The sequence below is a fragment of the Enterococcus pallens ATCC BAA-351 genome, from assembly GCF_000407485.1.
Taxonomy (GTDB): domain Bacteria; phylum Bacillota; class Bacilli; order Lactobacillales; family Enterococcaceae; genus Enterococcus_A; species Enterococcus_A pallens.
Map to the genome: position 1 here is coordinate 155,308 of NZ_ASWD01000003.1, position 12,855 is coordinate 168,162.

General features: G+C 38.1%; 12 protein-coding genes and 1 tRNA gene. 6 read left to right on the plus strand and 7 right to left on the minus strand.

Going from position 1 to position 12,855, the window contains the following annotated elements:
• Positions 1-59: 59 nt before the first annotated feature.
• The 3 genes from addA to lepB all read right to left on the minus strand — a co-directional run bounded on the left by addA (position 60) and on the right by lepB (position 7,835).
• Positions 60-3,752, minus strand: a complete 3,693-nt coding sequence (addA, locus tag I588_RS13275; protein ID WP_034694547.1) for a helicase-exonuclease AddAB subunit AddA — start codon at positions 3,750-3,752, stop codon at positions 60-62.
• Positions 3,745-7,215, minus strand: a complete 3,471-nt coding sequence (locus I588_RS13280; protein ID WP_010759266.1) for a PD-(D/E)XK nuclease family protein — start codon at positions 7,213-7,215, stop codon at positions 3,745-3,747. Before I588_RS13280 ends, addA begins: the two co-directional genes overlap by 8 nt.
• Before the next feature lie 77 nt (positions 7,216-7,292).
• Positions 7,293-7,835 (minus strand): signal peptidase I, encoded by a 543-nt coding sequence (lepB, locus tag I588_RS13285; protein ID WP_010759267.1) that lies wholly within the window; start codon positions 7,833-7,835, stop codon positions 7,293-7,295.
• A gap of 175 nt (positions 7,836-8,010) precedes the next feature.
• On the opposite strand from lepB, the gene I588_RS13290 reads away from it, so the two are divergent.
• Positions 8,011-8,607 carry a nitroreductase family protein gene (locus tag I588_RS13290; protein WP_010759268.1) on the plus strand — a complete coding sequence of 199 codons (597 nt, stop codon included), beginning with the start codon at positions 8,011-8,013 and terminating at the stop codon, positions 8,605-8,607.
• A gap of 182 nt (positions 8,608-8,789) precedes the next feature.
• On the opposite strand, the gene I588_RS13295 is transcribed toward I588_RS13290, so the two are convergent.
• The 3 genes from I588_RS13295 to I588_RS13305 all read right to left on the minus strand — a co-directional run bounded on the left by I588_RS13295 (position 8,790) and on the right by I588_RS13305 (position 9,871).
• Positions 8,790-8,862: transfer RNA gene (locus I588_RS13295), tRNA-Gln, on the minus strand.
• A gap of 48 nt (positions 8,863-8,910) precedes the next feature.
• Positions 8,911-9,309: a hypothetical protein gene (locus tag I588_RS13300; protein WP_010759269.1), complete on the minus strand. Its 399-nt coding sequence runs from the start codon at positions 9,307-9,309 to the stop codon at positions 8,911-8,913.
• A gap of 34 nt (positions 9,310-9,343) precedes the next feature.
• Positions 9,344-9,871 (minus strand): HdeD family acid-resistance protein, encoded by a 528-nt coding sequence (locus I588_RS13305; protein WP_010759270.1) that lies wholly within the window; start codon positions 9,869-9,871, stop codon positions 9,344-9,346.
• A 161-nt stretch (positions 9,872-10,032) separates the two neighbouring features.
• Between I588_RS13305 and I588_RS13310 the strand changes: the two genes are divergently transcribed.
• Both I588_RS13310 and I588_RS13315 read left to right on the plus strand, forming a co-directional pair.
• Positions 10,033-10,236, plus strand: coding sequence for a hypothetical protein (locus tag I588_RS13310; RefSeq protein WP_010759271.1), 204 nt, complete (start codon positions 10,033-10,035; stop codon positions 10,234-10,236).
• A gap of 19 nt (positions 10,237-10,255) precedes the next feature.
• Positions 10,256-10,726 carry a hypothetical protein gene (locus I588_RS13315; RefSeq protein ID WP_245569617.1) on the plus strand — a complete coding sequence of 157 codons (471 nt, stop codon included), beginning with the start codon at positions 10,256-10,258 and terminating at the stop codon, positions 10,724-10,726.
• Between the two features lie 32 nt (positions 10,727-10,758).
• On the opposite strand, the gene I588_RS13320 is transcribed toward I588_RS13315, so the two are convergent.
• Positions 10,759-11,187 (minus strand): universal stress protein, encoded by a 429-nt coding sequence (locus I588_RS13320; RefSeq protein ID WP_010759273.1) that lies wholly within the window; start codon positions 11,185-11,187, stop codon positions 10,759-10,761.
• A 161-nt stretch (positions 11,188-11,348) separates the two neighbouring features.
• Here I588_RS13320 and I588_RS13325 point away from each other — a divergent pair, with 161 nt between their 5' ends.
• From I588_RS13325 to I588_RS13335, 3 genes are all read left to right on the plus strand, one after another.
• Positions 11,349-12,059, plus strand: a complete 711-nt coding sequence (locus I588_RS13325) for an AzlC family ABC transporter permease (protein WP_010759274.1) — start codon at positions 11,349-11,351, stop codon at positions 12,057-12,059.
• The gene (locus tag I588_RS13330) at positions 12,052-12,375 is read left to right on the plus strand and encodes an AzlD domain-containing protein (protein ID WP_010759275.1); all 324 of its coding nucleotides are present in this window, start codon (positions 12,052-12,054) and stop codon (positions 12,373-12,375) included. Before I588_RS13325 ends, I588_RS13330 begins: the two co-directional genes overlap by 8 nt.
• A gap of 242 nt (positions 12,376-12,617) precedes the next feature.
• Positions 12,618-12,833: a hypothetical protein gene (locus I588_RS13335; protein ID WP_010759276.1), complete on the plus strand. Its 216-nt coding sequence runs from the start codon at positions 12,618-12,620 to the stop codon at positions 12,831-12,833.
• The last annotated feature ends 22 nt before the right edge of the window (positions 12,834-12,855 follow it).

The following is a 12,855-nucleotide window of genomic DNA, read 5'->3' on the forward strand; positions in this document are numbered from 1 at the left end:
ACCTCGTTATTGGAAGTATAGCACATTACTTACAAATGATAAGTATAGTTTGCTTGCATTTAGTGATTTTCTAATAAGTCTATCACCTTTTCTCCCCGCAGAAAAACAATATTTAATGAGGAAATCGGCTTATTTTTCGCTTTTTCCAGCGCCTCTTTATAAAGAAACAGCTGTCCACGATAGCGGTCTATTAATTCTTGTTCTCTTTCTAGAGTATAATAATCGGTTTTAAAATCATATAAAACTAAATAATCGGTATATTCAATGTAGCCATCAATAATCCCATGGATCAGTAAATCGTCTTGAGCTTGGTATTCTTGAAAGACCTCATTTGCTGGCAGCAGCATGGCAAAAGGTTCTTCCCGAAATACTTGAGTGGAATTTGCTAACACTTCTTGCCCCAAATCACTGGCAAAGAATCCCATCAGCGATTGAATAGAAATGGCTTCCGCCAATTCAGGAGTTAACGTGCTCTCGGCAACTAGTTCATCAATTAAATTCTGAATACTTTCCTCAGTTGGTTGTTTATCCAGTGAAATCAATTGCATAATTAAATGGGTGGCTGTTCCAACTTCGGCAGCAGAAAGCTGGCTTCTAGTTTCCAAGAACTTCGGTTGGCTTAAGCCTTCGTCAGTAAAGCGGTAAACCGATTGTTGCGTCCCCTCATCGTTAAAATTAAGAGAGAGAGCCTCCCGATTATCTGGGTCGTCATACATGCGTTTTAACTCTGACACCGATTGATAACTAGTTGTTTTTGTTGCTTCTTGATAAGAATATCGATAGAGTAATCGATTCTTTATTTGTGAAATGTCTATGTCAGTCTCTTTTTCGACCTCACGTTGTTTTTTCTCTGGCATAAATTTAGCAAGTTGTTTTTCCAGTGAATTTGGTTGGACAAAAGAAACCGAAAATCCAACGGGCTGTTGTGCTACTTGTGGCAGGTCTGCAATACTGCCTTCTAATTGATATTCTGTCATTTCAGGATGTCGGATCAACGTTTGGCCCACCCAATCAAAAAAAGTTCCTTTGGTCCGCGATGAAACCGGTAAAACCAACTCGGTATTATTAGCAGTAACAGACCATTTCTTGAGTGCTTCTTCTTGATTACCATAGGAACCCACCAAGAATAGTTTTTGTTCCGCCCGAGTCAAGGCAACATACAGCTTCCGCATTTCTTCTGAAAGCAGTTTTCGTAAATTCACCTGTTGAACGGCGTCGAAGGCCAAAGTAGAGAAACGCACCCTGGTTTCTGGTGTCAGATATTTAACACCTAATCCTAATTTCTCGTCAAAGACATAATTACGTCGTGTATCGGATAAATTGAAAGACTTGCTCATATCCAACAAAAATACTACCGGGAATTCAAGACCTTTGCTGGCGTGAATCGTCATTACCCGTACGGCATTGGTGATTTCTTCACTTTGCGGTTCAGCCAAATCTTTATCCTTTTCCTGCATCTTTTCAATGAAGCGAATGAATTGATACAGTCCTCTAAAACTGCTGCGCTCATAATCCTTTGCACGTTCGACCAGAGCTAAAAGATTTGCATGACGCTGTTGTCCAGCAGGCATCCCCAAAACATAATCAAGGTAAGCAGTTTCGTCATAGATTTTTGTTACTAAATCCGATAACGCTTCTTGACGTGAAAATTCTCGCCAATCAATAAACATCTGATAGAAATTCTTCAGTTTTTCACTGGTAGCGTCGTCTTTAGTTGTCATATATTGTTTCATCGCCCGGTAAAACTCTTTTTTTGGCAAAAGGAGACGGACTTGTGCTAGCTCTTCTTCTGACAAGCCCACCATCGGCGAACGTAATACAGCAGCCAGCGGAATATCTTGGTAAGGATTGTCAATAATCTGCAGCAGTGAAATCATTATCCGTAATTCTGTTGACTGAAAATAATTTTGAGTATCATTAATGGACAAAGGAATATCCAGCTGCTTAAACACTTCTAAGATAGTTAAATTGTTGCTTTTTGTCGGCGTGAGTAAAACAATATCTTGGTAGTCTACAGGCCGCATAGCCTTTTGCTTTTTATCATAAATTTCAAAGCCTTCATGAATTAACTGACGGATTTTAGCAGCGACCATAACTGTCTCACCGGTAGCTTTGTCCTCGATCCATTCCGGTGTTTCTTCGTCCTTTTCATAAACCAGCAGCTCAGTTTTAAAATTATCAGAAACTGGAAAAGCGGTGAAACCATTAATCAGCTCTGCCTCCTGGTCATAAGCAATTTGTCCTACCTCTTGATCCATCAACTGCTTGAAAACTAGGTTAGTGAAGTCTAATACTTCTTTACGAGAGCGGAAATTCTCGGCTAAAATGATTCTTCGACCACCGTTTTCTTCGGCAAAATCATGATATTTTTGAATAAATAAGGTCGGATCAGCCAAACGAAAGCCATAAATTGACTGTTTTACATCCCCTACCATAAATAAATTCCCGTCTGCTTCACCTTCCGAAGCTAAAGCTTTTAAAATCGTTTCCTGAAGCTGATTAATATCTTGATACTCATCCACTAGAACTTCGCTAAAGCGAGAACGATAATAGCTTTGCGCTGGAAAAGAATCATCTACCTTAGTTCGTAGAATCTGCAAGGTAAAATGCTCTAAATCATTAAAATCAAGCAGACCTTTTTCTCTTTTTTTAGCAGAGTAGCGTTCAATAAATTGTTTCTCAACTCTAACCAGCTCTTCGATTAGTGGTCGTGCGGCTTGTAATCGTTCCACATGCTCCTCGGGGGTTGCTGCAAAAAAGCTGGTTTTCATTTGTGTCAATAAATCTTTAGCAGTTTGACGTTTATCCTTCAGACGTTCAATGGTTTCGCCGTACAGTTCCTTCACCTCTTTTTTACGAGGTGTAGGAAAGCTTGGAAAACTAAAGCCTTCCATTAATTGATAGGCATCAGCCAGACGATCCTCCATAACCGTTTGAAGTAAGATTAGGGTATTTTGCTTTTCTGCCTCTGCCAGAGCAAATATTTTTTCCAAATCTTTACTTGCTTCGCTTAGCTCCATCATTTCCTGATAAAGCTCACTAGCATCTTCCAATGCTTGAAGTAGCTGAGGTCGCAGACTTTCTTGATAAAGTGTGCTGTCAATTAAGTCAGAAACACTGTAGTTTTCCAGTAATGAATCCAGCCATTCAAAAGGTGCGGGATTAGCTCTAGCGAACTCATACATAGCCAGGATAAGATCCTCAAGTCCCTGATCGCTACGATCATTAGAAAAGTTTTCAGTTAAACGATAGAAAATTTCCTCATTTTGTTCGTAACATTCCTCTCGAAGTTCATCCCAAACATCTTCCTTCAACAAAATAGTCTCAGTAGCATCTGTCAGCATTCGGTAGCTGGGATCCAAGTCGATTAAATAGAAGAACCGCTGAATGACCTTGGAACAAAAAGAGTGTAAGGTCGAAATATTCGCCATTGGCAATAGCGTCAATTGTCGAGTAAAATGATTCTTCAGCTCCTGATCGGTTTCTTCATTGATCGCTTCCTGCAAAGCACTTTGAACTCTTTCTTTCATTTCACTGGCAGCTGCTTCGGTAAAGGTAACTACCAGCAGCTGATCAACGGATAAACGTTCCCGCTTAATTTTTTCAATAACACGCCGAACCAATACAGCGGTTTTTCCTGAACCTGCGGAAGCCGAGACTAAAAGATTGTCTCCTTGATCATAAATTGCCTGCCATTGAGCATCAGTATACATTTCATTCGGTGCTTTCGGAGGGATTGTTGGTTTATTCATCATGTAATTCTTCCTCCATTCGTTTCAAGACTTCTTCGCGAGGCATTTTTTCCAAGCGGTGATAATTATTTTCTTTTAGCATTACGTCAAATTTGCAGACACTGCGGAAAGGACAATACTGACAGGCGATTCGCTTACTGTCTTTAAACGACGGATTTAATTTGATCTCGCCTGATAAGATTTCATTGCCTGCCTCTTGAATTTTCTTGCGATTGTACTCCCGTAACAAATCGATTTCCGGCTGATCATAAAATTTATCCTTTGAAGGACCTGCTGGTAAAATTTGTCCTTTAGCATCTTTACGCAATGGGAACAATAAGGAATTTTCCTTTTCCTCTAAACTATGATCCATCTCTGCAAACAGCTCAGCATCTTTGGCAAACAGTCCATCATATTTATAGGCCTTTAAAGTTTCCTGCTCCAGTTTTTTCGGATCAGTCAGCACTGGGTTGTGTACGTGCAGATAATAAGCACCAGCTGGCTTAATCAATTTATCGCTAGTTAAATTAAAGTCGTTCACCGCTACATCTAAATAGGTAATTAGTTGCATTGCAATCCCGTAATAAGCATCCACGACATTGAAGCTGCGGTCACTGGATTTGTAATCTACTACACTTAACCAGTTAGCGTGATCACCTTGAATCTGATCTAAACGATCAATTTTCCCACGAACAGCCAACTCGCCACCGTTTTTCAGCGGCAGCTGGATACCAGGTATCCCCTTTTCACCAGCTAAAGAACCAAATAGAACTTCTGTGCGCTGTGGTCGAAGGTTGGTCTTCAAACTTTGCTGAACCAATCCCCAGCTTACTTTTTGGATCGTTTGAGCTAATTGATAGCGAATGTAATTCATTCGAGCCGAGCTGGACAAGATTGCAAACTTCACTTCTCCAAATATTTCCTTCAGTACTTGGTCCGCCAAAACCGTCCGCTGAGCCTCAGTTAAGTCTACCAAAGCCAGTCCCTGTTGGTGAATCATCCGGAAAAAACGATCCAAGGCTTCATGATAAAAGTCTCCCGCTGCTGCAGGAGTCAATCCATAAATCGTTCTTTCCTTGAGGCCTAAACCAAATTGAGCAAAATATTTATACTGACAATTATAGAAATTTTCAATTCGTGAAACAGATACGTAAAGATTTTTTCCATACAACTTTTCGGCTGTTTGCGGCTGTAAAAACTGCGGGATATTTAATGCTTCCAAACTAGAAAAAACACGTTTGGTCAAATCTGCTAATTCAGTTGTTTCAATAAAATGCATCAGTTGACGCCAACCAGAACGCATCGGTTCAGCCTGATCTAAGGAAAGCCGATTTAAATGAATCAAATCTGACAACAAGGTTCTTAACGTACCTACATATTCTGTTGGCAAAGTAGTTAAGTTCAATCCACTAAATATTCTGACCGGAATTCCTAAGCCTTCACTGATTCTTCGTAAAAAAGGAGAGATCGCTAGCTGCTTTTCACCATCAATCGTAGTTGCGACTGTGAGATACAACTTTTCACTACCTGACAAAAAGACACGGTAAGCTAAGAAGGGTTCACGATTGACATTTGAGCTGTTGTTTTCTGGCAAGAATTTTCCTTCCGCCAGTTCAGCATTGATTCCTTCCCGCTCTTCAGGTGATAAAAGACCTCGATCATCGAAGCGTGCTGGAAACTCTTGGTCATTCAATCCGATTGCAAAGGTTACTTTTGCTTGATTAACACGAGCCAATTCCAGATTATTCACCTTGACTTGATCAATAGCCGTTGGAATTTTTCCATAGGTTAAATTGGTTAACCCTTCTAAAAATATTTCTTGAAAATCTGCCCAATTAAAGGCACTTTCACCGTAGATCAAAACATATTCATCCAACAAATCCATCAAGGCTTGCCAAGTTTGTTCATGGTTCCGAGCCTTTTCCAGATTTCCCTTCTCTACCTCTTGATCTCGCCAGAATAAAAGCTGTTGCTTGATCCCTACTTCCTCCAACAATTGATAAAAGCATTTAGCAGCGGTTAGACCATTTTCGGCTTTCTTAATCGTAGTGAAAAATGGTGGCAACTGTTTTTGTACCATTTGCCGTACTTCATTCGTAATTATTTGCAAATCAGTAGCATCATTAAAGCTTTCTTCCTCAAAATCATAATCAACGAAAACCCAATCTTCGTCTTTGGTCCAAAAACTACCCCGAAAGTTATAAGCTAAACAAACATTCTCAGTCTGATCAATTTTCTCCCGCAGTTCAATTAGCTTAGTCCTACGGTCCTCCTGCCAATCGAAGGGTACAAACAGCTCTGTCCGCAACAGACGGAAAACATCGTTAATACGATAATTATAGGAATCCACTAAAAAGAGCGCCTGTAAAAATTCCACCAATGGATGGCTGATCATTTTTTGAGTTTCATCTAAATAAAAAGGGATAGCCAACTGGTTAAACAAGGATGGCAAAACACTGCTGTAACAATCAAAATTGCGAATTAAAACTTGGATATCTTTATAGCGATAATTCTCTTCGGAGACTAATCGTCGGATTTCATTACCAATATGACGAACCTCGTCTGCGGCACTTAACTGCTGCCAAATTTTGATTGTTTGATTCTCCTCAAGTTTTGGCACTTTTTTTCCTTGCCAAAACAGACTCAATTGATTTAGTGGCGTATTCTGAGCCTCTGCCTTTTGATCGTGATGAACTGGAAGCTGCTGCTGGTCAGCTAACTGCTTCAACTGATAATAGGTCTTACCTGAATCAGCAAATAAGTTCAATGGATGCGGCTCTTCATTGGGATACCCACGATCCAGCTCTAAAGACACCAGCAAATGACCACATTTCATTAAAGTAGATAAAATATTCTGCTCACGAGCATTAAAACGGCTAAAACCAGTCAAAATGAACAAACTATTTTTGATTGTCTGGTCCTGCAGTAAATTGTACAGCAGCAATAAGGGGTCTTCATTTTTCACCTGATGTTTGAATAAAGCAGTCTCATACTCTTGATAGATTAAACGTAGATCTGCTAATTTCAGCTGTTCATCTTGATTTCCAGTTAGTTGATTCAGATCTTCAACTGAAACATTCCCGATTTGCATTTCTCGATAAAATTGAACCAACTGCTGGATAAAGCCCGTTTTGTTGGCTTCTCCCCGAAAGATAACCAGCTTTTCACGCTGTTCCTGTAATACCTTTCGCAAAATCATGGCGTTGCCTGAATCTGACAGAACATTTCCCGGAATCTTTCCCTGCTTCTGTAAAAAGTACCAAGCAAGGCGTTCAAAACTAAACACTTGCGCTCGAATAGAGCTATACTCTTTCTGATCTTTCATTGTTTCCAATAATTGGATTTCTTGCTCAAATTTATTGTAGTTAGGCACAATGAAAAAAACACGGTTTTCTGGATCTTTGTCTAACCACTGTTGTGCGGTAATCACCATTTTTTTCTGTGCATTATTTTGTCCTGTACCTAATAAGAATTGTAAAGACATCTTTCTCCCTCATTTCGTAAATGAATGGCCTTTCGCTTATTATAACAAAAAAGATAAAAAAAAGACTAGCTGGCCAGCTAGTCTATAGTTCCGATTCGATTAATTGGCCAAAAAACAAATTTCACATCAGCCATAACGTCTTCTTCATTGATCATTCCAATGATTCGACTGTCTTTAGATATTCGGCGATTATCTCCTAATACAAACAATTCACCCTCAGGTACTTTTTCCGTACCAAAAAGCTGTTTTAAGGTAAAATCAGCAGTTAAGGGCTGACTGTCAGTCAATTCACTCTTGTATTGATCAAGATAAGGCTCATCAACTTTATCACCATTAATGTACAATTGGTCATCACGATATTCAACTGTATCTCCTGGTAGACCGATTACTCGTTTAATGTAGTTTTTCCCTGGGTCATCAGGTGCTGGAAACGTGATAATATCAAATCGCTTCACATCCGTATTTTTCAAAGCAATTACTCGTTCGCCGTCAATCAATGTCGGATCCATTGAATCTCCTTTTACTACAACCGGAGTAAATACAAATTGACGAAGGGCAAATAAGATTGCTGCCAAAATGACAAAATAGAGAATGGTTTTTATTAGTTCTTTTGCTTTCATAGCGTTCCTCCAACTATTTCATAAAATAAGTTTACCATAGTCTTTTAGATTTGCGATCTTTTCGCTCTGCTTTTAAGAAAAATTACTTTTTATTCTGTGAGCAAATCATTTCACTTACTTTTTGTAAGATGGTATAGTTCTTACTGTGATAACTATAGAAAAGGTGGAATTATTGATGACTACATTTTTAGAATCGTTGAAAAACCGTCGTTCGTTTTATGCTTTAGGACGAAACGTAAATTTATCAGAAGAAGAAATTTCTGATGTTGTGAAAGAAGCTGTGAAACAAAGTCCAACTGCTTTCAATGCACAATCCCCAAGAGCAGTAATTTTATTTGGCAGTGCGCATGAAAGACTTTGGGAAATTGTTGAAGAGGCTTTGAAGCCATTAACACCTCCAGAAGCTTTCCCGAATACACAAAATAAATTAGCCGGCTTTAAAAATGGCTATGGTACCGTGCTTTTCTTCAAAGAAACTGACACTGTTAAGCATTTACAAGAAGAATTTGAATTGTATGCTGAAAACTTCCCTGTTTGGGCAGAACAATCAAATGGGATTGCAACTGCCAATACTTGGACCGCATTAGAAGAAGTAGGATTAGGCGCAAACTTGCAGCATTACAATCCAGTTATCGATGAAGCCGTTGCTAGAGAATGGGACATTCCAGCTAACTGGGAATTACGTTCTCAACTGGTCTTTGGTTCAAAAGAAGGCAATCCTGGCGAAAAAGAATATCTAGCTGACGATATACGTTTCCGCGTGATTCATTAAGAAACTTGAAAAAGCACTGAAAACCTGTTTTCAACTAAAGGTTTTCAGTGCTTTTTTCGATTCATAATATAACATTTATATGCTATTATTAAATTGATATAGCATTAATTTATACAAAAAAAATCGATAGTATATTTTTGCATACTACAAGTTTTCTTGCCTACCACTCAGTACGTTTTCTATTGGGATAACAGGGTTCGAACCTGTAATTGCTTGATTCAGAGTCAAGTGCCTTACCAATTTGGCTATATCCCATTCAGAACAAAAGAATTATAACGCCGATCCTTTTATTCTTCAAGTATTTTAACTTTTGCCACTACTTTGCTTTAATGACGCTAACACTACATCCCCATTAGCAAAGCCCAAATTGATTACAACGGTCTCTTTCTCAAACTCCAAAGTAAGATAAATTCCGTTCATTTTCTTTTGACCAGTCATTGATTTGCAGCGATAAAGGTTGTATTCATAGCTGTCTTTGCGACTGACTGCATAAAGCATATTGCCGGATATGCCATAAGCAGTCATTCCTTCATGATTCTTAAAACTTTGATACTGGTGAAAACCAATGAAAGCAAAATTGAAATTTACTTTAGGGTATACACTCAAAAAGCGTTCAAATAGTTCGGTCCCTTTTTTCTCATTTGCATTGTAGTTAATTTGGTACTTTTTGCTAAAACGATAAAGCTCCATTGAAGTATTCATTTTTTCTAGCTCCCAATTTTAAAGTTCAACTTCTTTATTTGCTCAGTCTTCTAGCATCTCGTATTTCAGCAATACTCATAGTAATCAGTAGAAAACCGAAGATACGAAACAATAGCATTAAACTATTGAAAGGATTAAAGAGAAGCAATATGCCTGCTAAAACCATTAACCCACTGTAAACCAGGCCGCCATTAACAGAAAAACCTCGTTTACGGGCCTCCCAATTTTGCATAAACTTGCCGAAACCAAATATTAGAACGATAAATCCTAAAAACATTGGTAAAATGCTGACAATTCCTCGAGCAAAGAACAAGATAATAAAAGCAACTATCAGCATGATGATTCCGCCTAAGAAACTTGGTCCATATCCGCCCACTTGCTGGCGATTCCGAAATCCGCTAATCAGCTGCAAAATACCTAAAACAGCCACATAGAAAAAGATAATGTACACTATTCCATTAAAAACTGTTTGCGGTGAAAGCAAGATAGCAATGCCTAGCAGCAAATAGACAATCCCTCTGAAATAGCTGTACCGCTTCATTGAATCCAAGAAAGTACTCATATAAATTCCTCCTTACCTATTATTTTAACGAATATTAACAAATTTTACGAATATTCTAGTATTAGATGATTGTAAACTTTTACATAGTTGGGTATAATTGCCTTTAACATTGATCCAAAAGGCTAGACCCAAAAATTTTGTCGATACTGGAGGGCTTGTGTATGAAAGAAGAAGAGATTGAATTAGGAAAAGTATATCGTTGTCATCCCATCGGATTTGAAAAAGCAGTCGAAGGAGAGGTCGTTTCTAAAATGGCGAACTGTGCAGTTATTCGAGTAAATGCTTGCGAACAAATCGATGATGAACTGCGAGAAGATAAATCTAACATGGTAGTGGCAAAATATTCTAGCTTTACCGCTAAGTAGAAGGCTGATTTTATTGAGTGTGTTCACTATATTACTGGGCCTGTTTACCCTAGTATTGTTTATTTATTTGTTATTGGTTCGACGGTCGGTGATCATCCCGACTCACGTGAACAAAAATCGTTATTGGTTTTATCCAGTCATTGCTTTGATAATTGGTGTATCAGGTTTTGCTAATTTCACCAATCTCGATGGGAAGCTGCAAACCAGTTTGACTGTCCTGGTTGTACTTAGTTTTATGCTGGATAAAAAAGGACTAACTGAAAGCAATATTATATTAAACAGTTTGGATAATCGGGGTATCCCCTTTTCAAGCATCGAAAAGGTTGTCCTTTTAGTTGAAGAGAATCAACCGATTAAAATGAATTTTTTCCGAAATGGGCGTCGAGGACCAGTTCTGAGCTTTGATCGTTCATTAGAGGAGCTGGCTGTTTTTTTCACTTCTCATCTTAATGATGGCAGTAAGCTAGAGATAATTATAAAAGAAGATTGACGTGGTCAATCTTCTTTTTGTATTTTTTGATACTATTTCACTACCATTACATTACAACTAGCATGATTAACTACATAAGAAGTTGTTGAACCGATAATTGCTTTCTCAATTGCACCAACTCCAGTTGCCCCAATCATAATAAGATCTATTTCATGCTTTTTGGCGTACTCGACTATTCTACGCTTCGGACTGCCGGACAAAATGACTGTCTCATAGTTTTCAGGCAGCTCCTCAGTCCCGCTGATTAATGTGTCAATTTCAATTTCCGCATTATTCAAATGAAACTTTAACGCGTCATTGATAAAGGCTGGATCACCAACAGAATATTTGTAATCGACTATAGATAAAATAGTTAATGCTCCATCATTTCGTTTAGTCACTTCTATCGCTTCTTCGAATGCTTTCTTTGCCTGTTCAGAACCATCAACAGCTACTAAAATATTTTTATATTCTTCTTTCATAGTCAAATCCCCCTCTCCTCCATTATAAAACAACCATTCAAGAAACAAAAAGTTTTTCTGATTCTTTTCCTCTTTTCTTTTGGAGTACTTCGGAAAAAGCTTGTAAAGTTGAGCGTTTTTTATTACTATTATTAGAAATGTATGAGAGCAGGTGAGGGGTTATGGAAGATGAGCTGCAGGGAGTTCAAACCTTTAACGAAGGAGTAAAGGCATGTGTTCCCACTATTATGGGGTATTTAGGAATTGGCATAGCTATGGGCATCGTAGGTAAAGCTATTGGTTTAACCGTTTGGCAAGTGTTTCTTATGTCGCTAATCGTTTATGCTGGTAGTGCACAATTTATTATTTGCGGATTGTTAGCCATTAGTGCACCCATTCCTTCAATTATTTTCACAGTATTTTTAGTTAACTTACGACATTTTTTAATGAGCCTTTCAGTTGCTAACCATTTTAAAAAGGATTCATTGTTGAACGGTATAGGGATCGGTACTTTGCTTACTGATGAATCCTACGGTGTTTTAATGGCTACCCTCGCTCAACGATCTGCGGTGTCCAGCCGTTGGACACACGGTTTAAATATCACAGCTTATTTGACTTGGATTATTTCCACAGTAATTGGGGCTTTGTTGGGTAATTTCATTCCAGATCCTACTATTTTAGGACTAGATTTTGCATTGACTGCGATGTTTTTGGGGTTATTTTTATTCCAGGTTCAATTGCCTTTAAAGTTCCAAAAGAACAAAACGATTATCATTTTGATTATTACTGCTGTTTCGCTTTACTTGCTCATGAGTATTGTATCCGCTGAATTAGCTGTTATTATTTCCACCTTATTAGGTTGTGCGATTGGAGTGACATTAAAGGATGAGTAATCAATATTTCTTGTTAGTTATTCTAGGTTGCGGTATCGTTACTTGGATTCCACGAATTTTACCTTTTGTCCTGACCCGCACTATGGTGTTGCCGCCATTGTTTGAAAAGTTTTTAAGCTATATACCGCTTACAATATTGACAGCTCTATTATTTCAGAGTTTATTGGTATTTAGATCAGGTCAGCTGCCCGGGTTAAAATTCCCTGAAATTTTTGCATGTATTCCCGCACTAATTGTTGGCATTCGCACAAACGATTTAATGAAGATTGTTATCACAGGGGTTCTTTCTGTTGCCTTATTGCGCTTATTTTTTTAATGGATTTTCTTTACAGCAAATGTTCTGATACTTACAATTTGTTTGAGTTGTTTACTCACAATAAAGAATTTTTTTTTCGAATATTAGCTTAATGAGGGATGAATTTTCTTGGAATGAAAATTCATTCCTCATTTACTCCTCTTTTATATAACATTTGTTATCGAATAAAACATTAGATTCTCAGACCTTTTTGTTGTATCCTATAACAAATATCACTATTAAAATTCAGGAGCGTGATGACAATGAAAAAAATAAGCGGAGTCTATTTCACCCACCCTTTTGATCTTTCAAAAGAGCAGTTTTTCGAAGTAGCTGTTCCACATGATTCGCTTTACGCTAAAGGTTATTCTGTTGTTGAAAGCAATCAGCTAGTTTTAGCCGAAATTGCAACCAAATATGAACATCAACTGGAGGAGCTGCATAGTTTCTTCATTATTGAAAAAATGGCTAAAGCCTAAAAAAACCAAAGCCGTTCATTTT

Excerpts from the sequence above, each read along its gene's own strand:
- addA (WP_034694547.1), bottom strand. The coding sequence starts at position 3,752 with ATGAATAAACCAACAATCCCTCCGAAAGCACCGAATGAAATGTATACT.
- I588_RS13280 (WP_010759266.1), bottom strand. The coding sequence starts at position 7,215 with ATGTCTTTACAATTCTTATTAGGTACAGGACAAAATAATGCACAGAAA.
- lepB (WP_010759267.1), bottom strand. The coding sequence starts at position 7,835 with ATGAAAGCAAAAGAACTAATAAAAACCATTCTCTATTTTGTCATTTTG.
- I588_RS13290 (WP_010759268.1), top strand. The coding sequence starts at position 8,011 with ATGACTACATTTTTAGAATCGTTGAAAAACCGTCGTTCGTTTTATGCT.
- I588_RS13300 (WP_010759269.1), bottom strand. The coding sequence starts at position 9,309 with ATGAATACTTCAATGGAGCTTTATCGTTTTAGCAAAAAGTACCAAATT.
- I588_RS13305 (WP_010759270.1), bottom strand. The coding sequence starts at position 9,871 with ATGAGTACTTTCTTGGATTCAATGAAGCGGTACAGCTATTTCAGAGGG.
- I588_RS13310 (WP_010759271.1), top strand. The coding sequence starts at position 10,033 with ATGAAAGAAGAAGAGATTGAATTAGGAAAAGTATATCGTTGTCATCCC.
- I588_RS13320 (WP_010759273.1), bottom strand. The coding sequence starts at position 11,187 with ATGAAAGAAGAATATAAAAATATTTTAGTAGCTGTTGATGGTTCTGAA.
- I588_RS13325 (WP_010759274.1), top strand. The coding sequence starts at position 11,349 with ATGGAAGATGAGCTGCAGGGAGTTCAAACCTTTAACGAAGGAGTAAAG.
- I588_RS13330 (WP_010759275.1), top strand. The coding sequence starts at position 12,052 with ATGAGTAATCAATATTTCTTGTTAGTTATTCTAGGTTGCGGTATCGTT.
- I588_RS13335 (WP_010759276.1), top strand. The coding sequence starts at position 12,618 with ATGAAAAAAATAAGCGGAGTCTATTTCACCCACCCTTTTGATCTTTCA.